The sequence below is a fragment of the Novosphingobium profundi genome (assembly GCF_020524485.1).
In the GTDB taxonomy this organism is placed as follows: Bacteria; Pseudomonadota; Alphaproteobacteria; order Sphingomonadales; family Sphingomonadaceae; genus Novosphingobium; species Novosphingobium profundi_A.
This window is the reverse complement of the sequence record NZ_JAIVLF010000004.1, coordinates 609,912-631,094: the sequence shown is the minus strand read 5'-3', so window position 1 is coordinate 631,094 and position 21,183 is coordinate 609,912. Positions and strand designations below refer to the sequence as shown.

The window sequence follows — 21,183 nt, the reverse complement described above, 5'->3', positions numbered from 1 at the left end:
AATTTTTCAAGGGAATTGGTCGGGGAGACAGGATTCGAACCTGCGACATCCTGCTCCCAAAGCAGGCGCGCTACCGGACTGCGCCACTCCCCGACCTATCGGGTGCCGATGTTGGGCCACGTGCTGTCGCCCGTGAAGGCGAGGGTGGTGGGCCCGGCAGGATTCGAACCCGCGACCTAGCCGTTATGAGCGGCCAGCTCTAACCGCTGAGCTACAGGCCCCAACCGTGCCGCCCGGCGCTATCGGCGTGACCGGGCGAGAGACGCGTTAGCTTGGCTGTTGCTGCTAGGCAAGCGTTGGCGCGCTTAAAATCGTGCTTTGTCCGCAAGTGCTCAGGGCAGCTCTACGCAGCGCATGATGTCCTTGACGCTGGTGGAGGAAACGCCGCGGGTGGCAAGGTAGTCGAACACGCTCCGCCACCAGGCATAGAAGGCGTCAAGTTCGGCATCATCGCGCACGTAAGGGGTATTGCCCGGTGCGAGCGAAGGGCTGTGGAAGGAAAAGACAAGAACGGGCATGCCCTCGTCGAGGGCTATGTCGATGCCGCGCATGACCTCGTGTGCGGTGATGCCTTCGGGGGTGAGGGCGATGCGTTCAAGAAGCCCCAGGCGCGCCAGCATGCCGCGCAGGCGCGGTGCGCGCCAGAGTCGGGGATAGATCCAGTCGCCAAGCTGGCGCAGCGGGCCCCAATAGAGGCTCGTCAGCGGAAGTTCGAGAATGCGCGGATCATCAGTGCCGACCCAATAGGGATGGCAGGGATGATGGCGATAGTTGGGACCGCCTTCGCCGCTGTAATCGAAGCGGGCCCGTACCGAACTGTCGATGGCGATCCCGCTTTCGCGCAGGATCGAGGCCGTATTTGGGCCCAGGCCGTAGCGTCCGGCGCGGTAGATCAAGGGGCTGGCGCCAAAGACGTCCTCGATCTTCGCCTTGAGCCGCTGCAGCTTGGCCTCTTCCAGTTCGCGCGGGAGGTTGCCTGCGAAGCTGTTGTACGCGGTTATCTCTTCTTCGAACGGAGGGTTGACCCAGGGGTGCAACTGGACGCCGATTTCGGCGCGCCCGTCGCGGACCGCCTCTCCGATGGCCTGAACGGCCAAAGGCGTGTTCACGATCGGGAAGTCGACGAGATAGACCGGAGTTACGCCGTATCCCTCGCAGAATTCCTGAAATTTGCGCAGGGCGGGAACACTGAGGAGAGTATGGCCATCGCGGTCCAGGGGGCGGGACCAGTCGAACTCCTCTTCGGTATCGACCGTCACGAGAAAGCGTTGCCCGAAGTCGTCGTGGAAACGGGCCCGGCTTTCCGGCCTTGGACGCTGCAGCATGTTGGGTTGGGCCACGACTGCCTCTATCCTTGTCTCCGGCGCCGCGCGGCACGACCGTCTGCCTCTCTCAGGAGGCGAGGTCCGCCACGTCGGGGCGAGGGTCGTTGACCCGTGCCAAGGGTAACGTAAGCACGAGTTCGTTGGCAATGCGCTGCAGGGCGCCCCCGGCGCTGCGGGCTTCGGCTGCGGCAAGGCGCAAGGTGAAGCCGACCCCGAACACGCCTGCTGTCAGGGCCTGTCCGCGCCCGATGTCGCCGATCGCAAAGAGGGCATCGCCTTCGCGCTCGGCGAGAGCCTTGGGCAGTTGCAGGCACATGCGAAGGTCGCTGCCGTTTTCGGCCCAGTGGAGGGTGAGACGCTCCTCGCTGGCCGAGGCGCCGGCGAGCGCGGCGAGCAGGCGCCACACGAGGCGTTCGGCTTCGTCGTGTTCGAGGGCGATCGGCAATTCGGCGTCGGCAAGGTCCGGGGAGGGGCGGAAGCCGCTGTTGCGTGGGCCCGTCCAACTACCCAGCCGATGGATCGTGCGATGGGTGACAAGCGCGAAGTTGCAGAGCCCCGGGTCGAGCGACAAGGCGCCTGTTTCCAGTTTGACCAGTCGATCGAGTTCCTCGAAGCCAGCCAGAATATGCGCGCAATCGCCCGCGATGGAGGCTGCGAGCGCCCGGTACTCGTGCGGGGCAGGGCCGTAGAGTTGCTGCTGGATGATTTCGGCGGCCACCTGAATGGCGTTTGCAGGGGTACGCAGTTCATGGAGAACCTGGCGCATACGGTCCGCCTCGGCGTTGGCGCTGGCGTTTGCGGTGTCTCGCACCGAGGGGTGGGGGCGGCGCAAGCGACCGCTATGGCCGGTGAAGCGTCCTGTGCCCTGGTCGAAGCAGGCGGCGGCATCGACCTGCCATGCGCCACTGATCGCGGCTGGGCCCGATAGCTGGATACGCGCTCCCCGGATCGGCTGCCCCTGCCGGACGGCAGTTGCGATCGTTTCCTGTTCGCTTTCGTGGAGAGGGAGAAGGAAGCCGGTGACCGCGCTGGCGAAGGGGCCATCGGCCCAGATGATCCGGCCAAGGGCATCAGTGGCGAAATCGAGAGTGGTGGGACCCTGCGCGGTCTCGCTGATGGCATCGCCCAGAGGCAGCCGGGGCGAATCGCCCTGGGGCTCTGTGGAATGGGTCTTCTGGCGGTTTCGACGGAATTCCTCGATGCGGCGCACGATTGCGCCGATCCCCGGATCGCCGGGGCCGTCCGGTGCGAGCGGCGGTGGCGGTGGGGCGAGGGGGCCTGAGGCGCGCAGGCGCGCCCATTCCCGCAGCGATGTCGGGATGGTGGAAGGGGCAGCGGCACGCGTGTTCGCGTGAGGCACAGGATCACGCGGCGGAGGGACGCTGCTCGAAGGTCGGCCTTTGTCCGCTCCCGGTGGGGGGGGAGCGAACGCGGGCGCTGCGGGAGGTTCGTCCCCCAGCAATTGCGTGAGGACGAGCTCCTCGACTTCCGCTTCGGTCGAGGGAGCTCGGCCCGCGCCGAGCGCCCGGGCGTGAACGCCCGCCTGTCCTGCATTCGGACCCAGTTCATCTGCTTGCTGAGGGGGCGGCGGTTCGAGGGCTTCTTCCGTAGATCGCTGTGCGCTGGGGGCGAGCGTCTCGGTCGTGGCTGATGCGGCCGCGATGGGAGGGAGCGCCCGGTCGCCAATACCCAGCCGTTCCAGCATGTCGTTCACGCGTGGGGGCAGGTCACGGCGGTGGCGCAGGATGCCGCGGGCATGGACGGGCAGGGCCGGGATCAGGTCAAGCCAGGACGCTTCGCTCAACCGGGTCTTGGCGAGTGCGGCGCTGGCGACCTGGGGGCCGGCTTCGGCGAGCAGGGCAAGGAGGCGGGGATTGGTAAGGCGCATCAGGGACTGACGAATCAGTTCGGCCTGATCGGTGTCGCGAATCGCCGCTCCCAGCGAATCAAGGCGAGCATATCCCGCCTCGGTCAGGTCCGTGACGAGACCGGAAGGGGCCTGTGCCAGGATGTCGATCAGCTGCCTGTACTGGATGCGCGCAAGCGTTCCGCTGGTCGCGGAATGGCGCAAAACCGTGGAAAGGCGATCGTCGAAGTGCATTCAAATCCAAGGGAGAGCCGAGGGAAGCGGGTCTCGTTACGGGCTAGTGCGGATCCCGTAGCACGACGCAAGGCGATTTGCGGGATCGTTTTCCCCTAGCAAACCAACCGTTTCGCAAAAGTGACCAAGGGAAAGCGTTGCAAAGCGGGACGATTACGCTAAGGGATAATATTATTTCAGGAAAGCGTCGTTTTGCGTGCGTTTTCGTCGACAATGTGGCCTGAAGCGAAGGCCTGGGGTGAATTTCGGGATTCGGACATGATCAATCTGGATGAAATCGATCGTCGGCTTCTGGCCGAGTTGCAGGATGAGGGGCGGATCACCAACGTCGAGTTGGCCCAGCGCGTTGGCCTGACCGCTCCGCCGTGTCTGCGCCGCGTGCGCAGCCTCGAGGAGGCCGGGATCATTCAGGGCTACCACGCCGATCTCGACCCTTCGAAACTCGGCTTCACGATCACGGTCTTCGCGCTCGTCAGCCTCAAGAGCCAGGCCGAAGAAGCGCTGCGGGCGTTCGAGGACCACATGAAGGGCCTTGCCGAAGTGCGCGAGTGCCACATGCTCAACGGCGAAATCGACTTTATACTGAAGATCGTCAGCCGCGACCTTCAGAGCTTCCAGGAATTCCTGACCAGCAAGCTGACGCCCGCACCCAACGTGGACAGCGTCAAGACCTCGCTCACGATCCGCACGTCGAAGAGCATTCCGGGCGTTCCGCTCGAAGTCTGAGCCCCTTCGCATGCCAAATTCCCGCAAGGTTCGCCGCGCCGCGCTCGTAAGTGTGGCGCTGCTTCTCATTGGCGCGAATGTCTGGTGGTTCACCCGCGAAAACCCCGCGCCCGTTGCGGACTTCGAACTGGGTGTTCCGCTGGGGCACGCCCGCATTGCATCGCGCGACGACGAGGATCTGCCTCGATACGATCCGGGTAGTGCTGTCTGGCGCGTGGGCAGTGTTCCTCTGTCCGACCTTGCAGGACGCATCCGAACTCTTGCGCCATCGTCCGCTACCTCGGGCGATGCGGCTCGTTTTCTCGCCATAACCATGGCGGCGAATGCCTCTCCCGATAACATGCGGCGCACGTTGCTGGCGCTCGCTCGTGCGGGGATCTGCAATGTGGCGGTCGTGCAGGATGGAGATCCGAGCCTTGCAGGTGATGATGCGGCCGTTCCGGTGCACCATATCGTGGCGGTACGCGCCGACGATGGTGCGCGCGTGGCGTGCGTGCCGCGCCCTCAGAGCGCGGCGGCGGCTTCCAGCGCCAGCAGGTAGCTGTTCGCACCAAAGCCCGCGATGGTTCCCTTCGCGGCCTGGCCTACCCAACTGACATGGCGGAATTCCTCACGCGTATGGGGATTGGACAGGTGCACCTCGATGACGGGCGCGGAAATCGCGCGGATGCCGTCGAGAAGGGCGATCGAGGTGTGCGTGTAGGCGCCTGCGTTCAAGAGGACCGCGTGCGCGCCCTTGTCTTCGGCCTCGTGGAGCCAGTCGACGAGCTGGCCCTCGTGATTCGACTGGCGCATCTCGATGGTGCAGCCCAGCGCTTCGGCGCGTTCCATCAGGCTGGCGCCGATATCCTCGAGCGTCTGCGCGCCGTAGATCCCGGGTTCGCGCTTACCCAGCCGGTTGAGGTTGGGGCCGTTGAGGACATAGATGAGCTTGGGGATCATGTGGGCTGCACTTCCTTGAACTTGCACCGTTTGCCCGTGGGCCGCGTTGGCGCGTGGTCTCTCTCATAGGCGGCAAGGTCGGCATCGCGCAATTGCGTGCTGGACCTTTCATCCCGGGCAGGGGGCAGGCGTCAGGTCAGATGCCTGCAGCAAGGGGCGAATCGCCGTTTCGGGTCCCGTCAGGCGCCTCGCCGGTCATGGATTTCCAAGGTGTACGGAGCGCTTGGGCCTCGGTGGTGTCCTGGTTGGCCGCGGACTGGCGGGCTTCGGCATCGTCGCAGTCCGAATCTTGGGTGTGATTCGAGCTGCAGTCGCTGCAAGGTGAGCCGCGATTGGGCGGGACAGGGTCTCGTACTGAGATCTGTAGCCGCGCCTCTGTCCTCTGTGGCCCGTTCTCGCGGGCCGGGAACTCCTAGAATACGGCGAAACCCTCAGTGGGGGCTCACGTGCTGGGCGCATACGAAAACGGGCCGCTTTCGCGACCCGTTTCGTGTCATCCCGTGATGACTTGGATAATTGGTCGGGACGAGAGGATTCGAACCTCCGACCCCCACACCCCCAGTGTGATGCGCTACCAGGCTGCGCTACGTCCCGACCGGAGGGCGCCCTATAGGCGGGCTTTTTCAGGAGCGCAACCCTCTATCGACATGATCGGCAAGGTTTCTTCGCAAACTCTTCAAACGGCCTTGGAACTGCGTGGTCAGCTACCTACCTTTCGCGGCGGGTTGGGGTGAGAGTCGGCAGGTTCGTTGCCAGCTTGGCGCTTTGTTGCTAACCGCCCGCATCCGGTACAGCCCTGTAAGGGCAGTGCCTCGGTGTCCGGTGCGCCGGGTCGGCCCTGACAGGCTGGCCTGCGAAGCGCGCGGGTGATCGAGGCGACGACATAGAAGGTTTCTTAGGTTCCATGAACAGCTCGATTCTCAACCAGCTTGCCGCCGCATCGGGTGGGGCCGCCCCCGCGTGGCTGCAGTACCTGCCTTTTGTGGCGATGGCGCTCATCTTCTGGTTCCTGATCCTGCGTCCGCAGATGAAGCAGCAGAAGGAGCATCGCTCCAAGCTGGAAGCGATCAAGCGCGGTGATGAGGTTCTCACCGGCGGCGGCTTCGTGGGCAAGGTGGTCAAGGTCGACGACAACTACGTCGAAGTCGAGCTCGCCAAGGGTATGGTTGTCAAGGCGGTGAAGTCCACCATCAGCGACGTTATCCCGCCCGCCGGCAAGAAGCCTGCGAACGACTGATATTTCAGGCAAGGGCCGGTCCTGTGTGGGGCCAGCCACCTTTGTCTAGCCTCGTCCTCCTGGAGTAAAGCACAAGGCAATGCTCGATTTTCCCGTATGGAAGAAGGTCTGGTTCTGGGGCGTCGCGCTGATCTGCGCGGCCCTTGCCCTGCCTTCGCTGTTCTCCCTGGCCAACGCGCCGTGGCCCTCTGCGCTTCCCAATGCGCAGGTGAACCTGGGCCTCGACCTTGCCGGTGGCAGCCACATTCTCCTCGAGGCCGAGAAGGGCCAGGTCGCCCAGCAGCGCATCGAGAACATGGAAGAGAGCGTGCGCGCCCGCTTCCGCGCCGCCAGCCCGCGTATCGCCATCGGCGACATCTCGCGCACCAATGGCCGCCTCTCGTTCATGCTCAAGGACGCAAGCCAGGTCGACGCCGCGCGCGACGAGCTGGTCAATCTCACTACGGGTGCGGGCCTGACCGGCCAGCGTGACTGGGACATCCGCGTCGAAGATGGCAACCGCTTCATCCTCACGCCGACCCAGGAAGGGCTCGACCAGGCCGTCTCGGACGCCATGGATTCGGCCATCGAGGTCGTGCGCAAGCGTATCGACGCGCTGGGCACCCGTGAGCCGACGATCATCCGTCAGGGCGATGCGCGTATTGTCGTGCAGGTCCCCGGGCTTGATGATCCCGATGCGCTCAAGCAGCTGATCGGCCAGACCGCCAAGCTTGAATTCAAGATGGTCGACGAAAATGCGGCGTCCAACGACGTGGCGAACGGCATCGCGCCCCCGGGCGACGAGATCGTACCCTATGCCGAAGGCAGCGAAGTGGGCGGCGTCTCGGCCATCGCGGTCAAGCGCCTGGGCGGCATCAAGGGCGACCAGTTGACCAACGCGCAGCAGTCGTTCGAGCAGCAGACCAACCGTCCCGTCGTCTCGATCACGTTCAACCAGCAGGGCGGCGCGAAGTTCGCCGAACTGACCCAGCAGAACGTCGGCAAGCGCTTCGCGATCATTCTTGACGGCAAGGTCCTGTCGGCCCCCAGCATCAACGAACCGATTCTGGGAGGCAGCGCCCAGATCTCGGGCAGCTTCAGCGTCGAATCGGCGACCCAGCTGGCCATTGCCCTGCGCTCGGGCGCGCTTCCGGTTGACCTGACCGTGGTCGAGGAGCGCACTGTCGGTCCCGACCTTGGCGCCGACTCGATCAAGAAGGGCCTCATCGCCATGGGCGTGGGCTCGCTGCTCGTGATCGTGCTGATGATCGGTTCCTATGGCCGATTCGGCATTTACGCGACGGCCGCGCTCATCATCAACGTGCTGATGATCCTGGGCATTATGGCGCAGATCGGCACTACGCTGACGCTGCCGGGTATTGCCGGTTTCGTCCTCACTATTGGTGCGGCCGTGGACGCTAACGTGCTGATCTACGAACGCATCCGCGAGGAGCGTAAGCGGGGGCGGCGGGTCTTCACCTCGGTGGAGAATGGCTACAAGGAAGCCAGCCGCGCGATCTATGACGCGAACATCACCAACTTCATCGCCGGTGTCCTGCTCTTCGCGTTCGGCTCGGGTCCGGTGCGCGGCTTCGCGGTCGTTCTCATCATCGGCCTGTTCACCAGCGTCTTCACCGGCGTTGCCATGACGCGCATGTGGGTGGCCGGTTGGCTGCGCGCGAAGCGTCCCGCAGACCTGACCATCTGAAGGCTGATCCCATGCGCCTCATCAAACTTGTCCCTGACAACACGAACATCCACTTCCTGCGCTGGCGGGTGCCGTTCTACATAATCTCCTGCCTGCTGATTGCGGCAAGCTGGGGGCTGGTCCTGACCAAGGGCCTGAACTACGGCGTCGACTTCGCAGGGGGGCAGGAAATCCAGGCCACTTTCACCAAGCAGGAGGAGGCCCCGATCGCGAGCCTTCGCGAACTGATCGGTGGGCTTGGCTATGGCGAGCCCGTGATCCAGCGTTTCGGCGAAGCTAACGAGGTTTCGATCCGCTCCAAGCTGCCCGAGGAAGCCGAAGGCAATCCGGGCGCTGCGGCGCAGATCTCCAAGCAGATCACCAGCGCCATCTCGACCGCCTATCCCGACGTGCGCATTGACGGCGTGAGCACCGTTTCGGGCAAGGTCTCGGGTGAGTTTCGCGAGATGGCGATCTGGGCGCTGGGCGCGGCGATGCTGGCGATCTCGCTCTACATCTGGGTGCGCTTCGAATGGCAGTTCGGCGTCGGCGCGCTCTTCGCGTTGTTCCACGACGTCTCGCTGACGCTGGGCATGTTCGCGTTGTTTCAGATGGAGTTCTCGCTCCAGATCATCGCGGCAATCCTGGCGATCATCGGCTACTCGCTGAATGACACCATCGTCGTCTACGACCGCATCCGCGAGGACCTGAAGAAGTACCGCAAGATGCCGCTGCCCGAACTGCTCGACATGTCGGTCAACGAGACGCTGGCGCGTACGGTGATGACCTCGGCCACGCTGCTGGTTGCCCTGATCCCGCTCCTGATCTTTGGCCCGGAGAGCCTGTTCGGTCTCGTCGCGGCGATCACGGTGGGTATCTTCGTGGGTACCTATAGCTCGATCTACATGGCCGCGCCGATTCTGATCTGGCTGGGTGTCTCGGGCGAAAGCTTCATTCCCAACGAATCGGACATCGACCGCCAGGAGCGTCTCGCGCGCGAGCGTGCGGCCAAGCCGTAAGGGGTGCGGTCACGATGGACACGAAAAGGGGCGTCTTCGGGCGCCCCTTTTTTTGGGCTTCTGGGCGGGGTTGGCCGGGAGAGCTGGGCCTGCGCGCGCGGGCCCCAGGCTGGAGGAGGAGTTTGGCAGCTGTAGCGTTTATTATCGGGACTGAACGTTGTCCGCCAGTTTGCTTTGACAGTGCCAATTGAACCGACCATCGTGCGGGCCTCGAGTTGGGGGTATTTGCATGTATTTTGGCATGGGGTTCTTCAAGTCTACTGTGATTGGAGGGGCGTTCTTCCTCGTTCCCCTCGTCGTGATCGCCGTGATTATCGGAAAGGCTCTGGGCTTCATGCGCAAGCTCGCGATGCTCTTTTCCGGTATTTTCGAGATCGACTCGGTGAACGACGTCCTGTTCCTCGACATTCTCTCCGTCATCGTCCTGGTGCTGGTGTGTTATATCGCCGGGCTGGTCGCCAGGACGCGGGCTGCGGTCCGCCTGGTGCAGTGGCTGGAGGAAGGGCTCCTCAACAAGATCCCGCTCTATCTGTTCTTCAAATCGTTGGCTGGAGGAGGGCCTTCACACGAGGCCGATCATACCCTGATCCCGGTGTGGGTCCGGCTCGACGATTTTTCGCAGTTGGCCTTCGAAACCAAGAGGCAGGAGGACGGTCAGGTCGTGGTCTTCTTTCCCGGAGCCCCGAATCCCTGGTCAGGTGCTCTTGGTCTGGCGGATCCGGAGAGGGTTACGCCCGCCGAAATGACGATGATGCAGGCGATTGCCTACCAGAGCCGGCTTGGCTCAGTCGAAGCCCGGGTAAAGAAGTTGGCCGCGGACACGCAGTGACGCCCCACTACGACGGGTCGAGGGCGCTTGATTGGGGCCTGAGACCTAGCGTCCTGTGTGAACCGGACGTCCTTCCAGGACATCGCTCCAGAACTGGACGAGGTTCTCCGCGTTCTTGCCCCAACTGAAGCGATGGACGTTCGCGGCGACTTCGTCCTGCGAAGGCGGATCGGCGAGGATGGATCGGATGGCCTCGGCAATCGCATCGGGGTTGCGCTCGGCGATGCGGCCTGCGCTGGGATCCTTCATGATTTCGCGCGCGCCTCCGATGTCGGGGATCACGATGGGCGTGCCCGAGGCCAGTGCCTCGATCCAGACGTTGGCCAAGCCCTCGCTTGCAGAGGGCAGTACCATCACGTCGGCCGCACACAGAAGCTGGGGCAGCACGTCGTGGCTGACCATGCCGAGGAAGTGCACGCGATCGGCGACGCCCAGGATCTTTGCTTCGGCTCTCAGGCGTGCCTCGTCCTCGCCCGAGCCGGCAAAGGCCAGGCGCGCTTCGGGGAAGTGGATGAGAGCTTCCAGGACGAGCCGCTGCCCCTTGCGCGCGATGAGCGCGCCTGGGGTCACGATCAGGGGGCCGATGTTCCAGATTTCGAGGCCGGGCATGGCCGAAACCAGGGTCCGTGCGGCGCTGCGTTCGATGGGACGGAAGCGCTCGCGATCAAGCCCTGTGTAGTGCACGCCGATACGCTCCTTGGGCATGCCGAGCGCGATCATGTCCTCGCGCAGGGCCTGGCTGACAGCGAGGAGCCCGGCGGCCTGCTCGGCCGCCTGCTGCATCTGTTCGCGCGGTGCATCGCGCCGTCCCCAGTAGTGGATGTCCGCGCCGCGTGACTTGATCGTGAGCGGGATGCCCAGTTCGCGCGCGACAATGGCGGCAGCCGGGCCGTCCGGGAAGAAAAACTGGGCATCGACCAGGTCGAAAGGGACTTCTTCGTGCAGGCGGCGGACGAGGGGCAGGATCGCTTTGGCGATTCGGCCAGGGTTACTGTCTCCACCCAGCTTCGGGATCGTGGTGAAGCGTGGGTAGTAAGTCGGGATGCCAGCGGCGTCGCTCTCTTCGGGAAGGTCCTTCAGGGCCTTGTAGGGGGCGCGCGTGGATAGAGGCCAGGGTGGGATGCCCAGCGGGCTGACCATGACGAGGTCGACATCGCCGCGCGCGGCGACCGCGCGCATCTGGTTGGCCACGAAGATACCGAAGCCGGGCTTGACCGCATTGGGGAACAGCGTGGCTATCGAGAGAACGCGCATGTCATTGCCTCGTTTGCGGTGCGCGCTCGCTCAGAGGGCGCGCACGAGTGTTTCGGCCAGCGCGATCCATTCCGGATCCTCGATGCGAAGAGGCGGGCGCCGGGCAAGGGAAGGAAGCAGCGTGACGAGGCTTCGTTCCTCATCCTTTGAAATACTTACGATTCGCCCGAAGGAAACGCGTCCACCGGGCAAGGGGACCAGGGCTTCGCGATTGATGAGATGCGATGTGGCCGCGATGAGTGCGGCCGCATCGAGATGGCGCATCCATATCTGATCGCCCGCGCGGTAGTCGCCGGCGGCGACTTCGATGCCCAGAACCACCCAGTGGGCAAGCGGATCGATTTCGCTGTGGGGAAGGACGTCGTGAGGGACGGTCAGCGGGCGCAGGCCCGTTGGGCCATGGCTGGCGACCATGCGGGCAGGGCTTGCTGCCTCTGCGCGCAGGAGACTGCCGGCTTCGACCCCGAGCGCCGCGGCGATGCGGTTCATCCAGTCGAGCGAAAGCGTGCGCGCGCCGGTCTCAAGGCGCCCGATGGTCTGGGCGGTGGTGGGCGGCGAACAGGCCGCAGCGACATCAGCCAAGGTCATGCCCTTTTGCTGGCGGATGGCGCGGATTCGATCGAGCATGGAAAGCGGGGCCTGCGGATAACCGGATTGGCTTGCTACTTTCCTCGCAAATTACCGATTTGGCAAGTTCTGTCAGCCCTCGACCTGTTCGGCGAGTTCCAGCCAGCGCTCCTCGGCGGCTTCCTTTTCGGCCTGGGCCTTTTCGATGGCCTTGGTCAGCGCGGCGAACTTGTCCGGGTTCTTCGTATAGAGGTCCGGGTCGGCGAGCGTGGCTTCGTCGCGTTCGATCGCCGCTTCCAGTTCCTCTATCCGCCCGGGCAGCAGGTCGTAGTCGCGCTGGTCCTTGTAGGAGAGCTTGGTGCTCTTGGGCTTGGGCGGGGGAGGGGGCGCGGCCTCCTCTCCCTTGGCCTTTACCTTGCCGGCCGAGGTCCTCTCGCGCCGCTTGGCTTCCCAGTCGGCATAACCGCCCGCGATCACGTCGATGTGGCCGCTGCCGTCGAGCCCCAGCGTCAGGTTGACGGTGCGGTCGAGGAAGTCACGGTCGTGGCTCACGATGAGCACGGTGCCCTCGTAGTCCGAGATCACTTCCTGAAGGAGGTCGAGGGTCTCGAGGTCAAGGTCGTTGGTCGGCTCGTCGAGCACGAGGAGGTTCGAGGGGCGGGCGAACTCGCGCGCCATGAGGAGGCGCGATTGCTCGCCGCCCGAAAGGGTGCCGACCTTGGCATCGATCAGCGAGGGATCGAACAGGAAGTCCTTGAGGTAGCCCTGCACGTGCTTGCGCACGCCGCGCACGTCGACCCAGTCGCTGCCCTCGGCGATCACGTCGCGCAGCTGCATCTCGGGCTTGAGGAACGAGCGCTGCTGGTCGAGCACGATGGATGTCATTGTCTGGGCCTGCGTGACCGTACCCTCGTCGGGTTGAAGTTCGCCGGTCAGGATCTTGAGCAGGGTCGACTTGCCCGATCCGTTCGAGCCGACGATGCCGATGCGGTCGCCGCGCTGGATGCGCAGGGAAAAGTCCTTGATGACGGTGCGTTCATTCTCGCCTTCGCCAAAGCGCTTGGTGACGTGTTCGGCGACGATCACCGACTTGGTCTTGGAACCATCGCCCGAAACGCCCAGCTTGGCGGTACCCTGCGGGCCCATCATCGCGGCGCGCTGGGCGCGCATTTCCCAGAGTTTGGCAAGACGGCCCTGGTTGCGCTTGCGCCGTGCGGTGACGCCGCGCTCCAGCCAGTGCGCCTCGATCTTGAGCTTGGCGTCGAGCTTTTCGGCCGCGCGGGTCTCTTCCTTCTGGACTTCCTCTTCCCACGCCTCGAAGCCGCCGAAGCCCACTTCCTTGCGGCGGATCGAGCCGCGGTCGAGCCACAGCGTTGCCTTGGTCAGGCGGGTGAGGAACGTACGGTCATGGCTGATGACGACGAAGGCGCCCTTGTAGCGCTGGAGCCAGCCTTCGAGCCATTCGATGGCGGCAAGGTCCAGGTGGTTGGTCGGCTCGTCGAGCAGCAGCAGGTCGGGCTCGGAGGCGAGCGCGCGGCACAGCGCGGCGCGGCGGCGCTCACCGCCCGATGCGCTCTTGGCCTCGCGCGAGAGATCGATGCCGAGCTGGTCGGCAATCGCTTCCACCTCGTGGGGCTGCGGGCCGTCCTCGCCGTGGATCGCAAAGTCGAGTAGCGTGGCATAGCCGGTGAAGAAGGGATCCTGCTCCAGCGTGACGACGCGCGTGCCGGGCTGGATCGAGCGCTTGCCCGCGTCCGCCTCGACGATCCCTGCGATCAGCTTGAGCAGCGTCGTCTTGCCCGCGCCGTTGCGACCGATCAGCGCGAGGCGGTCGCGCTGGGCGATGTTGATGTCGAGATCCTGGAAGAGCCAGCCGGTGCCCTGGATCAGGCCGAGGCCTTCCCAGCTGAGAATAGGTGCAGTTGCCATAATGCCAGCGCCCTACAGGCGCAGGGCAGGGGCTGGCAAGCGTCCTTGGAGGGGGAGGCCCGGTCGCGGCGGCATGACCTGTCGCGAATGGACAACACTTAGCCCGTTGCGTGGCACATCGGGCATTCAGGGCTTGTTCAATCCCTCTGGCTTAGGCAACCAGACCATAATGAAATATCGTAGCTTTTCTTCCACAGCGGTGGCCGCGATGGTCCTGACTCTCTCGGTTGGCGCCGCGGCTGCGCTCCCGGCTCGGGCCGAGGCTCAAAACGGTGAGCAGGGCCAGGTGCGCAAGGAGCGCCGGGCGGGCAATATCCTGTCCAGTCGGCAGATCGAGAAAATCGTCCTGCCGCGCATGAGCGGGATGCAGTACATCGGCCCGGAATACGATCCTGCCGCCATGGCGTACCGCCTTAAATTCATCGAGAACGGCAAAGTCTACTATGTCGATGTCGACGCGCGTACGGGTCGGATCATCGGCCAGTCGAACTGAGCCCGGCAGCGTCGCGATCGCGGCCCGCCGGGCGCGCGTCGCGGGAACCTCCCGCGATCCCGTCGCTTGACGCTGCACAGCTTTGCACCCATCTCGCATGGGACCTTAGAGGGAGGACCAGAATTGCGCATCCTGATCGTCGAGGATGAACCCACACTCGGCAACCAGCTCAAGTCCACGCTGGAGCAGAACGGCTATGCCGTCGATCTTTCGGTCGACGGTGAAGATGGCCATTTCCTCGGCTCGACCGAGGATTATGACGCGGTCATTCTCGATCTCGGCCTGCCCGAGATCGACGGGCTGACCGTGCTTGGCATGTGGCGCAAGGAAGGGCGCAGCTTCCCGGTGCTGGTACTGACGGCACGCGATTCGTGGTCGGACAAGGTCGCCGGGCTCGACGCGGGCGCGGACGACTACCTCGCCAAGCCGTTCCAGACCGAGGAGCTTATCGCGCGGCTGCGCGCGTTGATCCGCCGTGCCTCGGGCAATACCTCCAGCGAACTGACCGCAGGGGACGTGCGCCTCGACACGCGCTCGGGTCGCGTGACGCTGGCCGGCGAGCCGGTCAAGCTCACCGCGCAGGAGTACAAGCTGCTGTCCTATCTGATGCACCACAAGGGCAAGGTGGTCAGCCGCACCGAACTGATCGAGCATATCTACGATCAGGATTTCGACCGCGATTCGAACACGATCGAGGTCTTCGTGACGCGCATCCGCAAGAAGCTCGGGTCCGACGTCATCACCACGATCCGTGGCCTTGGGTACAGCCTCGACGATCCCGCAGAGCCGACCCGGGCCTGAGCCGTCGGGAGACGCGAGGGTGACCAGCGCGCGCGGGCCGGTGCCTGCACAGGACACGCCGGCCAATACCGGCTCGCTCGCGCGGCGCATGATGCTGATCGCGGCAGGCTGGATCTCGATCCTGCTGCTGCTGGGTGGTTTCGCGCTCGACAGTGCGCTGGCGGGGCTCGTCACGCGCAATTTCGACGAGCAGCTCAGCTACATGCTGCTGGGCATGATCGGCTCGGCCGAGATCGCGCCCGATGGCGAGGTCTATTTCAACCGGCCGCTGGGCGACCAGCGCTTTCTCGAACCCAATTCGGGCCTGTACTGGCAAATTCGCGCCAAGGGGCATGAGGACTTTTCCTCGCGCTCCTTGTGGGATCTGACGCTGGATGTCCCGGCCGATCACTATGACGCGCAGCCCCACGTCTACAATTCCGACCAGTTCCAGGGCGAACCGCTGCGGGTGATGGAGCGCTCGATCATCCTGCCCGGCAGCGATGCCGAGTGGATGTTCACCGTGGCCGCGAGCCGCGAGGAACTGGACGAGCAGATCAAGACCTTCCGCTCGATCCTCATCTACAGTTTCGCGGTGCTGGGGGTTGGCCTCCTGCTCATGGCGGGCCTCCAGACCTGGTACGGTCTGTTCCCCTTGCGCCATGTGCGCCGCGCCATTCAGAAACTGCGCACGACCGGCGTGGCGCGCGTGAGCGATCCGCTGCCCAAGGAAGTCGCCCCGCTGGTCGAAGAGCTCAATGCGCTGCTCGCCCACACCGAGAATCAGGCCGAAGAGGCGCGCACCCATGCGGGCAATCTGGCCCATGCCCTCAAGACGCCGCTGACAGTGGTCACCAACGCGGCCTCGGCGCAGGATCCCGATCTCGACAAGACGGTGATCCGCGAGGTGGCCAACATGCGTCGTCACGTCGACCACCACCTGGCCCGCGCCCGTGCGGTGGGACGGCGCGCGGCGGGCATGTCGCGCGCCGAGGTGTGGCCCAGCCTGGAAGCGGTGTTCCGTGCGGTTGAGCGGCTCTACGACACGACCCGCTTCGATCTCGATGGCGACAAGGGCGCCACGGTCGCGCTGGAAAAGCAGGACCTTGAGGAACTTCTTGGCAATCTTATCGAGAACGCGGCGAAGTACGGGGGCGGTAGCGTCTTCGTGACGGTCGATCCGCCAGGGGCCGATCCTCGCCCGGGGCTGTGCGAAATCTGGATCGAGGACGATGGCATGGGCATCCCGGAGGCCGAGCGTCCGCGCATCTTTGATCGCGGCGCGCGTCTGGATACCGGCAAGCCCGGCACTGGCCTTGGTCTTGCCATCGTGCGCGATGTCGTGGAGATCTACGGCGGCTCGGTCGAACTGGCCGAAAGCGAAGACTTGGGCGGTCTGCTGGTAAAGCTGCGGCTCCCGCGCGCGGCGGTGTAAGGGACGGTGTGAGCAGCAACCTTTCGCAGGGCCAAGCGCTTTGGGGGAAAGGTGGCCCGGTAACGGTTGCAGCGTGGGCGCGAAGGTCTATGTCGGCCCCCATACCGACATTCCCATTTCTCATGCGACAAGGCGAGGAGCCGACATGAACGAAGACATCACCCTGACGCTGACCACGGACGAAGTCGCCATGCTGGTCGACGCCCTGGAAGTGGACCTTGAAGGTTACCTGGAATCCTCCAAGGAAGCCGAATCGACCGGCAACCGCTCGGAAGTAAAGACCTTCAACGATGCGGCCTTGCGCATCCAGACCCTCATGGCCAAGCTCCAGGAATACGTTCCGGAGTAAGCCTTTCGGCTTGGTTCGGTCGCCGCGTGACGCGGCGCCGTTCGCATACGAAAAAAGCCGTCGCGCAATGCGACGGCTTTTTTCGTATGCGGGCAAGGTGTGCGTGAGATCAGGCGTTCTTGGCGCGCTCGTGATGGCGGATCACTTCCTGGATGATGAAGCGCAGGAACTTCTCGCCGAAGTCCGGGTCCAGGTTCGCATCCTCTGCGAGCTTGCGCAGACGATCGATCTGGATCTGCTCGCGGCCGGGGTCGGAGGCGGGCAGGTCGTGCTCGGCCTTGTAGGCGCCGACCGCCTGCGTGATCCGAAAACGCTCGGCCAGCATGTGAATGAGGGCAGCATCGATATTGTCGATGCTCGAACGAAAGCCGGCAAGAACCGGATCGGAGGCGGGCGTATCCTGTGTCATCGTCTGGGCGCGCTAGCATGGCTTTTCCCCCTCGGCCAGTCGCGCAATGGAGCCGAAGGCGTCCTTTTTGCACTTGCGTCAGAGCGCGCGAGCCCCCATTGCGCCCCCGATGAGTGCAGAAGTCATATCCTTGCGGGAACGCGGGTCGCAGCCTTCCCTCGCTCCCATGCTGGCGCTGACGGCGCCGGGCATGAACAGCGTCAACGCTGTCATCCTTGACCGGATGCAGAGCGAGATCCCCCTGATTCCGGCGCTTGCCGGGCATCTGATTGCCGGCGGCGGCAAGCGCATGCGGCCGATGCTGACGGTCGCAGGGGCCGAGCTGTGCGGCTACCAGGGCACGCGCCACCACAAGCTGGCGGCCGCCGTGGAATTCATCCACACCGCCACCCTCCTGCACGACGACGTCGTTGACGGTTCGGAAACGCGCCGCGGCAAGGCGGCGGCCAACATCGTCTTTGGCAATCCCGCAACGGTGCTGGTGGGTGATTTCCTGTTCACCCGCTCGTTCGAGCTGATGGTTGAGGACGGCAGCCTCAAGGTTCTCAAGATCCTCTCCACGGCAAGTTCGATCATCGCCGAGGGCGAAGTCGACCAGCTGACAGCCCAGCGCCGGATCGAGACAAGCGAGGACCATTACCTCGACATCATTGGCTCCAAGACGGCGGCGCTCTTCGCTGCGGCCACGCGCATTTCGGCGGTGATCGCCGAGAAGGGCGAGGCCGAGGAACTGGCGCTCGATTCCTACGGCCGCAACCTGGGGATCGCGTTCCAGCTGGTGGACGATGCCATCGACTACGATTCCGAAGCGGCCGAATCGGGCAAGGACAAGGGCGATGATTTCCGTGAGGGCAAGATGACCCTGCCGGTGATCCTGGCCTATGCACGCGGCAACGCCGAGGAGCGCAAGTTCTGGGAAGACGCCATCGCGGGCTTCCGCTGCGATGACGAGGATCTCGCCCATGCGATTACGCTCATCAACAAGCACGGCTGTGTCGAAGCCACGCGCGAGCGGGCGCGCATGTACGCGCAGCGTGCGATCGATGCGCTGTCGATCTTCCCGTCGGGCGCGGCGCGCGACGCCATGGCCGAAGCTGTCCAGTTCGCGGTCGCTCGCCGCTACTGAGGGGCGGATCGTCGCCTGATATCAAATGTATAGCGTTATTCGCCCGGTGAGGGCGGCGTAACGCACGATTTGCGCGGCCACGGCAATTGCAGCGGTCTTGGCAGACGGCTAAGGCAGGCCGTGATGCGAGACGTCTCGGCACTTTCCCATACCGGTTACCGCTCCGGTTCCGCGCGCCAGCGCGCCCTTTCGGCGTCGCTGTCGGCGGGTATCGTCGTGCTCGTTCTGCTCGCGGCGATCTACCAGACCCAGATTGCGCCGCGTCTTGACGATGCCGCACCCACGGTGACGAGCTTCGATGTCGAGGGAGAGCAGCAGGACAAGGGCGACAAGGCCGCTGAGGAAAAGCAGGAAGAGGCCGAAGAGGAGGAAAAGCCCGCCGAACGCGAAGTGCCCGAGCGCTTCGTCGAGCCGGTCGAAGTGCCGCCGGAAAAGGCTCCGACTGCACCGCAGCCCAAGCCTGCCTATTCCTGGCTCAAGATGTCGAGCACGGACATGGCCGCCGCTGATATCGGCAAGATGAGCGCACCGGCGCCGACGACCGGAAACGAAGCGGGAGGGGGCAAGACCTACGGGCCGGGTGAGGGGCCGGGCGGTGCCGTCCTCTACAACGCCGATTGGTACCGAAGGCCGACCAATGCCGAACTCGCCAGCTATCTCCCTGCGCAGCGGCCCGATGAGGGATATGGTCTCATCGCCTGCCAGACCATCGCCGACTACAGGGTCGAGAATTGCCAGATTCTGGGCGAATCGCCGCGGGGCTCGGGCTTCGGGCTCGCGGTCCTCAACGCAGCCTGGCAGTTCCGTGTAAAGCCGCCTCAGATCAACGGGAAACCCCAATTGGGCACCTGGGTGCGGATCCGCATCGACTACGGTATCCGCAGGCTCTAGGCCCAAGAAATCCTGCTACTGGGCCAGCTGCGTGTGCACGCTGTTGCCCAATTCCATCCGGTGCAAGAGAGCTGCAAGCGGCATGGGGCGCGCAATCAGATAGCCTTGCGCAAGCGGGAATCCGGCGAGGCGCGCGCTGATGAGTTGGTTGTCTGTCTCGATACCCTCGATCACGCATTCCAGGTCGAGGGAGCGGGCAAGGTTGCGGATCGCCGTGATCAGCCGCCGTCCTGCCGCCTCGTCGAGCTGTGAGGCAAAGCTGCGGTCGATCTTGAGCACATCGAGCGGCAACTGGTGGAGCGAGGACAAGCTGGAATAACCCGTGCCGAAATCGTCGAGCGCGATCTTGGCCCCGGTCGCGTGAAGACGGCCAAGCGCGCTGCGGGCGCGTTCGAGTTCGGTGATGAGCGAAGTCTCGGTGATCTCGAAAAGAAGGCGCTTGGGCGAGCAGGTCATTCCCTCGATCCGGTCGAGGAGCCCGGCAATCGTGCTCGGGTCCGACAAGTCGTGGCCGGACAGATTGAAGGACATGCGCAGGTTTTCGGGAACTGCGCCCATCGCCTGCAACGCCTTGTCGAACAGGATCAGGGTGACGTCGCGCGCGCGTCCGAGGCGCTCGCCTGTGGCGATGAGCTGTTCGGGCGATACCTCGCCGATGAGCGGGGAGGTCCAGCGGGCGAGACACTCGACGCCAACGAAGCGCAGGTTCGTCGTATCGACGATCGGTTGAAAGGCGAGCGAGAGTTCGGCGTCGAGATCAGCGGCCTGGAGCGCGGTATCGAGCGTCTGCTCCGAGCGGATCAGGGCCTCCAGTTCCTCGGTAAAACGCACGCATTGGCCGCGCTTGTGGTTCTTGGCGTGGTAGAGCGCGAAGTCGGCGCGGTCGAACAGCAGGTTGGCCGTTGTCGCCGCTTCGGGATAGGAGGCAAGGCCGACAGAGCAGCCGACAGACACGACCACGTCGCCAAGTTGTCCGGGCTTGGCGATCTCCTCGGCAAGGCGCTGGGCGACGGCTTCGGCTTGCTGGAGGTCGCCGATGACGATGAGCCCGAATTCGTCACCGCCGAGCCGGGCAAGGATGGTGTCGGCGGGCGCGGCCTCGACCATTCTCTGGCCCAGAATGGAGAGCAGGCGATCGCCGTTGGCATGGCCATAGGTGTCGTTGACCGGCTTGAAGCGGTCGAGGTCGAGCAGCCCGACGCAAAACGGACGCTCGCGCGGCGAACCGGCGAGGAGCTTCTCGAGGGCGGTGAAGAAGTAGCGGCGATTGGGAAGACCGGTCAGAGCGTCGGTCTGGGCGAGATAGGCGTTCTCTTCACCCAGCGACTGGGCCTGGCGACGTTCGCTGTTGAGCGCACGCTGCGAGACTTCCAGCTCCACGAAGGCGTTGTAGGAATTGCGGGTCAGTTTCAGGATGACGACGGCCACGAGCGCCAGATTGATGGCGATTGCGATGTAGACTTCGGTTCCGACGTAGAGCGCGTGGACGAGGAAGGACAACGTGCCCGTCACGCAGACCGCCTCGGCGGCCTGCGGCAGGAAGCTGAGGCAATAGACGCAGCCGAGCAGGGTCACGGCCACGAAGATCGTGACATGTCCGTGTTCATAAGGTCCGCCATAGAGGTCGAGCGTGAAGGCCCAGAATACGAAGGCGAGCGAGAACACAAAGGACAGGCGCGTCGTTGCATGGAGCTTGGCCGTTACCAGGCTGGGGACGAAGGATTCCGCCTTGACCGGCCGGATCCAGATCACCATGCGCATGAGCGAAATGCCGACCAGAACCGCGGGAATCGCGATTGCGAGTAGCGCAGGGGCCACGTGGCGATGGGTATAGGCCAGAATCGTGGTATTGGCGGACAGAAGCCCGTAGAGAGCCGGGATCTGCTGGCGCAGCCGCAGATACTGCGCGACAACCAGCGGATGCTGACCGGCTTTCGCGGTGTTCAGGCGAGGGCTATTCTCTTGCTGCAAATCCGAAGTCTCCGCAGGCATGGCTAACGGACAATGATTGACGAAATGTACACGTGCCGGAAAATGAGACAGGTCCTTCCTTCTACGATGTTTCATGCATTTAACCATATAACTTGCGTATTGTTGCGCAGATC

20 protein-coding genes, 3 tRNA genes and 2 pseudogenes are annotated in these 21,183 nt (G+C 64.2%); 12 read left to right on the top strand and 13 right to left on the bottom strand.

Going from position 1 to position 21,183, the window contains the following annotated elements; genetic code table 11:
• Nucleotides 1-16: 16 nt before the first annotated feature.
• From LC060_RS13350 to LC060_RS13335, 4 genes are all read right to left on the bottom strand, one after another.
• A tRNA-Pro gene (locus LC060_RS13350) sits at nucleotides 17-93 on the bottom strand.
• Nucleotides 94-145: 52 nt separating this feature from the next.
• Nucleotides 146-221, bottom strand: a tRNA-Ile gene (locus tag LC060_RS13345).
• A gap of 111 nt (nucleotides 222-332) precedes the next feature.
• Nucleotides 333-1,340: a polysaccharide deacetylase family protein gene (locus LC060_RS13340; protein ID WP_226636286.1), complete on the bottom strand. Its 1,008-nt coding sequence runs from the start codon at nucleotides 1,338-1,340 to the stop codon at nucleotides 333-335.
• Between the two features lie 52 nt (nucleotides 1,341-1,392).
• Complete coding sequence (locus LC060_RS13335) at nucleotides 1,393-3,426, bottom strand: sensor histidine kinase (RefSeq protein ID WP_226636285.1); 2,034 nt, start codon at nucleotides 3,424-3,426, stop codon at nucleotides 1,393-1,395.
• 258 nt (nucleotides 3,427-3,684) lie between these two features.
• On the opposite strand from LC060_RS13335, the gene LC060_RS13330 reads away from it, so the two are divergent.
• Together LC060_RS13330 and LC060_RS13325 are read left to right on the top strand one after the other, a co-directional pair.
• Nucleotides 3,685-4,152: an Lrp/AsnC family transcriptional regulator gene (locus tag LC060_RS13330; RefSeq protein WP_148625892.1), complete on the top strand. Its 468-nt coding sequence runs from the start codon at nucleotides 3,685-3,687 to the stop codon at nucleotides 4,150-4,152.
• A 10-nt stretch (nucleotides 4,153-4,162) separates the two neighbouring features.
• Nucleotides 4,163-4,693 (top strand): hypothetical protein, encoded by a 531-nt coding sequence (locus LC060_RS13325; RefSeq protein ID WP_226636284.1) that lies wholly within the window; start codon nucleotides 4,163-4,165, stop codon nucleotides 4,691-4,693.
• Here the strand turns inward: LC060_RS13325 and aroQ are convergent.
• A complete protein-coding gene (aroQ, locus tag LC060_RS13320) occupies nucleotides 4,657-5,094 on the bottom strand; it encodes a type II 3-dehydroquinate dehydratase (RefSeq protein WP_226636282.1) in 438 nt (145 codons plus the stop codon). The two genes, LC060_RS13325 and aroQ, sit on opposite strands and share 37 nt — an antisense overlap.
• 517 nt (nucleotides 5,095-5,611) lie before the next feature.
• A tRNA-Pro gene (locus LC060_RS13315) sits at nucleotides 5,612-5,688 on the bottom strand.
• Nucleotides 5,689-5,998: 310 nt separating this feature from the next.
• Here LC060_RS13315 and yajC point away from each other — a divergent pair.
• The 4 genes from yajC (at nucleotide 5,999) to LC060_RS13295 (ending at nucleotide 9,845) form a co-directional block, all read left to right on the top strand.
• On the top strand, nucleotides 5,999-6,331 hold the full coding sequence (gene yajC, locus LC060_RS13310) for a preprotein translocase subunit YajC (RefSeq protein WP_226636280.1): 333 nt from the start codon (nucleotides 5,999-6,001) through the stop codon (nucleotides 6,329-6,331).
• Nucleotides 6,332-6,410: 79 nt separating this feature from the next.
• Nucleotides 6,411-8,018 (top strand): protein translocase subunit SecD, encoded by a 1,608-nt coding sequence (gene secD / locus LC060_RS13305; RefSeq protein ID WP_226636278.1) that lies wholly within the window; start codon nucleotides 6,411-6,413, stop codon nucleotides 8,016-8,018.
• A gap of 11 nt (nucleotides 8,019-8,029) precedes the next feature.
• On the top strand, nucleotides 8,030-9,016 hold the full coding sequence (secF, locus tag LC060_RS13300; RefSeq protein WP_226636276.1) for a protein translocase subunit SecF: 987 nt from the start codon (nucleotides 8,030-8,032) through the stop codon (nucleotides 9,014-9,016).
• A gap of 241 nt (nucleotides 9,017-9,257) precedes the next feature.
• Nucleotides 9,258-9,845 carry a DUF502 domain-containing protein gene (locus LC060_RS13295; protein WP_226636274.1) on the top strand — a complete coding sequence of 196 codons (588 nt, stop codon included), beginning with the start codon at nucleotides 9,258-9,260 and terminating at the stop codon, nucleotides 9,843-9,845.
• A gap of 45 nt (nucleotides 9,846-9,890) precedes the next feature.
• Here the strand turns inward: LC060_RS13295 and LC060_RS13290 are convergent, their stop codons facing one another.
• The 5 genes and pseudogenes from LC060_RS13290 to LC060_RS21135 form a co-directional block, all read right to left on the bottom strand.
• Nucleotides 9,891-11,099, bottom strand: coding sequence for a glycosyltransferase (locus LC060_RS13290; RefSeq protein WP_226636272.1), 1,209 nt, complete (start codon nucleotides 11,097-11,099; stop codon nucleotides 9,891-9,893).
• 30 nt (nucleotides 11,100-11,129) lie between these two features.
• Entirely contained in the window at nucleotides 11,130-11,726 is a 597-nt protein-coding gene (locus LC060_RS13285) for a helix-turn-helix domain-containing protein (RefSeq protein ID WP_226636270.1), read from the bottom strand.
• Between the two features lie 72 nt (nucleotides 11,727-11,798).
• On the bottom strand, nucleotides 11,799-12,344 hold the full coding sequence (locus tag LC060_RS21145; RefSeq protein ID WP_413465120.1) for a hypothetical protein: 546 nt from the start codon (nucleotides 12,342-12,344) through the stop codon (nucleotides 11,799-11,801).
• A gap of 3 nt (nucleotides 12,345-12,347) precedes the next feature.
• Nucleotides 12,348-12,671: pseudogene (locus LC060_RS21140) on the bottom strand (ATP-binding cassette domain-containing protein); the annotation flags it as partial.
• Between the two features lie 540 nt (nucleotides 12,672-13,211).
• A pseudogene (locus LC060_RS21135) lies at nucleotides 13,212-13,595 on the bottom strand (ATP-binding cassette domain-containing protein); the annotation flags it as partial.
• 169 nt (nucleotides 13,596-13,764) lie between these two features.
• Between LC060_RS21135 and LC060_RS13275 the strand changes: the two are divergent.
• From LC060_RS13275 to LC060_RS13260, 4 genes are all read left to right on the top strand, one after another.
• Nucleotides 13,765-14,088, top strand: a complete 324-nt coding sequence (locus LC060_RS13275) for a PepSY domain-containing protein (protein ID WP_226636267.1) — start codon at nucleotides 13,765-13,767, stop codon at nucleotides 14,086-14,088.
• A gap of 123 nt (nucleotides 14,089-14,211) precedes the next feature.
• Nucleotides 14,212-14,889 (top strand): response regulator transcription factor, encoded by a 678-nt coding sequence (locus tag LC060_RS13270; protein WP_226636265.1) that lies wholly within the window; start codon nucleotides 14,212-14,214, stop codon nucleotides 14,887-14,889.
• A gap of 88 nt (nucleotides 14,890-14,977) precedes the next feature.
• Nucleotides 14,978-16,303: a sensor histidine kinase gene (locus tag LC060_RS13265; protein ID WP_226636556.1), complete on the top strand. Its 1,326-nt coding sequence runs from the start codon at nucleotides 14,978-14,980 to the stop codon at nucleotides 16,301-16,303.
• 145 nt (nucleotides 16,304-16,448) lie between these two features.
• Nucleotides 16,449-16,652, top strand: a complete 204-nt coding sequence (locus LC060_RS13260; RefSeq protein WP_039394598.1) for a hypothetical protein — start codon at nucleotides 16,449-16,451, stop codon at nucleotides 16,650-16,652.
• Nucleotides 16,653-16,761: 109 nt separating this feature from the next.
• On the opposite strand, the gene LC060_RS13255 is transcribed toward LC060_RS13260, so the two are convergent.
• The gene (locus LC060_RS13255; RefSeq protein WP_226636256.1) at nucleotides 16,762-17,061 is read right to left on the bottom strand and encodes a chorismate mutase; all 300 of its coding nucleotides are present in this window, start codon (nucleotides 17,059-17,061) and stop codon (nucleotides 16,762-16,764) included.
• 109 nt (nucleotides 17,062-17,170) lie between these two features.
• Here LC060_RS13255 and LC060_RS13250 point away from each other — a divergent pair, with 109 nt between their 5' ends.
• Nucleotides 17,171-18,187, top strand: a complete 1,017-nt coding sequence (locus tag LC060_RS13250) for a polyprenyl synthetase family protein (protein WP_226636255.1) — start codon at nucleotides 17,171-17,173, stop codon at nucleotides 18,185-18,187.
• A 123-nt stretch (nucleotides 18,188-18,310) separates the two neighbouring features.
• Nucleotides 18,311-19,078 carry an energy transducer TonB gene (locus LC060_RS13245; protein WP_226636253.1) on the top strand — a complete coding sequence of 256 codons (768 nt, stop codon included), beginning with the start codon at nucleotides 18,311-18,313 and terminating at the stop codon, nucleotides 19,076-19,078.
• A 15-nt stretch (nucleotides 19,079-19,093) separates the two neighbouring features.
• Here LC060_RS13245 and LC060_RS13240 read toward each other — a convergent pair whose 3' ends face one another.
• Nucleotides 19,094-21,049: a putative bifunctional diguanylate cyclase/phosphodiesterase gene (locus LC060_RS13240; protein WP_226636251.1), complete on the bottom strand. Its 1,956-nt coding sequence runs from the start codon at nucleotides 21,047-21,049 to the stop codon at nucleotides 19,094-19,096.
• Nucleotides 21,050-21,183: the final 134 nt, after the last annotated feature.

What these genes read in the sequence shown, in the direction of transcription:
- LC060_RS13250 (WP_226636255.1), top strand. Translation starts at nt 17,171, where the DNA reads ATGAGTGCAGAAGTCATATCCTTGCGGGAACGCGGGTCGCAGCCTTCC.
- LC060_RS13245 (WP_226636253.1), top strand. Translation starts at nt 18,311, where the DNA reads ATGCGAGACGTCTCGGCACTTTCCCATACCGGTTACCGCTCCGGTTCC.
- secD (WP_226636278.1), top strand. Translation starts at nt 6,411, where the DNA reads ATGCTCGATTTTCCCGTATGGAAGAAGGTCTGGTTCTGGGGCGTCGCG.
- LC060_RS13275 (WP_226636267.1), top strand. Translation starts at nt 13,765, where the DNA reads ATGAAATATCGTAGCTTTTCTTCCACAGCGGTGGCCGCGATGGTCCTG.
- LC060_RS13335 (WP_226636285.1), bottom strand. Translation starts at nt 3,426, where the DNA reads ATGCACTTCGACGATCGCCTTTCCACGGTTTTGCGCCATTCCGCGACC.
- LC060_RS13330 (WP_148625892.1), top strand. Translation starts at nt 3,685, where the DNA reads ATGATCAATCTGGATGAAATCGATCGTCGGCTTCTGGCCGAGTTGCAG.
- yajC (WP_226636280.1), top strand. Translation starts at nt 5,999, where the DNA reads ATGAACAGCTCGATTCTCAACCAGCTTGCCGCCGCATCGGGTGGGGCC.
- LC060_RS13265 (WP_226636556.1), top strand. Translation starts at nt 14,978, where the DNA reads ATGATGCTGATCGCGGCAGGCTGGATCTCGATCCTGCTGCTGCTGGGT.
- LC060_RS13295 (WP_226636274.1), top strand. Translation starts at nt 9,258, where the DNA reads ATGGGGTTCTTCAAGTCTACTGTGATTGGAGGGGCGTTCTTCCTCGTT.
- LC060_RS21145 (WP_413465120.1), bottom strand. Translation starts at nt 12,344, where the DNA reads ATGGCGCGCGAGTTCGCCCGCCCCTCGAACCTCCTCGTGCTCGACGAG.
- secF (WP_226636276.1), top strand. Translation starts at nt 8,030, where the DNA reads ATGCGCCTCATCAAACTTGTCCCTGACAACACGAACATCCACTTCCTG.
- LC060_RS13255 (WP_226636256.1), bottom strand. Translation starts at nt 17,061, where the DNA reads ATGACACAGGATACGCCCGCCTCCGATCCGGTTCTTGCCGGCTTTCGT.
- LC060_RS13285 (WP_226636270.1), bottom strand. Translation starts at nt 11,726, where the DNA reads ATGCTCGATCGAATCCGCGCCATCCGCCAGCAAAAGGGCATGACCTTG.
- LC060_RS13260 (WP_039394598.1), top strand. Translation starts at nt 16,449, where the DNA reads ATGAACGAAGACATCACCCTGACGCTGACCACGGACGAAGTCGCCATG.
- LC060_RS13290 (WP_226636272.1), bottom strand. Translation starts at nt 11,099, where the DNA reads ATGCGCGTTCTCTCGATAGCCACGCTGTTCCCCAATGCGGTCAAGCCC.
- aroQ (WP_226636282.1), bottom strand. Translation starts at nt 5,094, where the DNA reads ATGATCCCCAAGCTCATCTATGTCCTCAACGGCCCCAACCTCAACCGG.
- LC060_RS13325 (WP_226636284.1), top strand. Translation starts at nt 4,163, where the DNA reads ATGCCAAATTCCCGCAAGGTTCGCCGCGCCGCGCTCGTAAGTGTGGCG.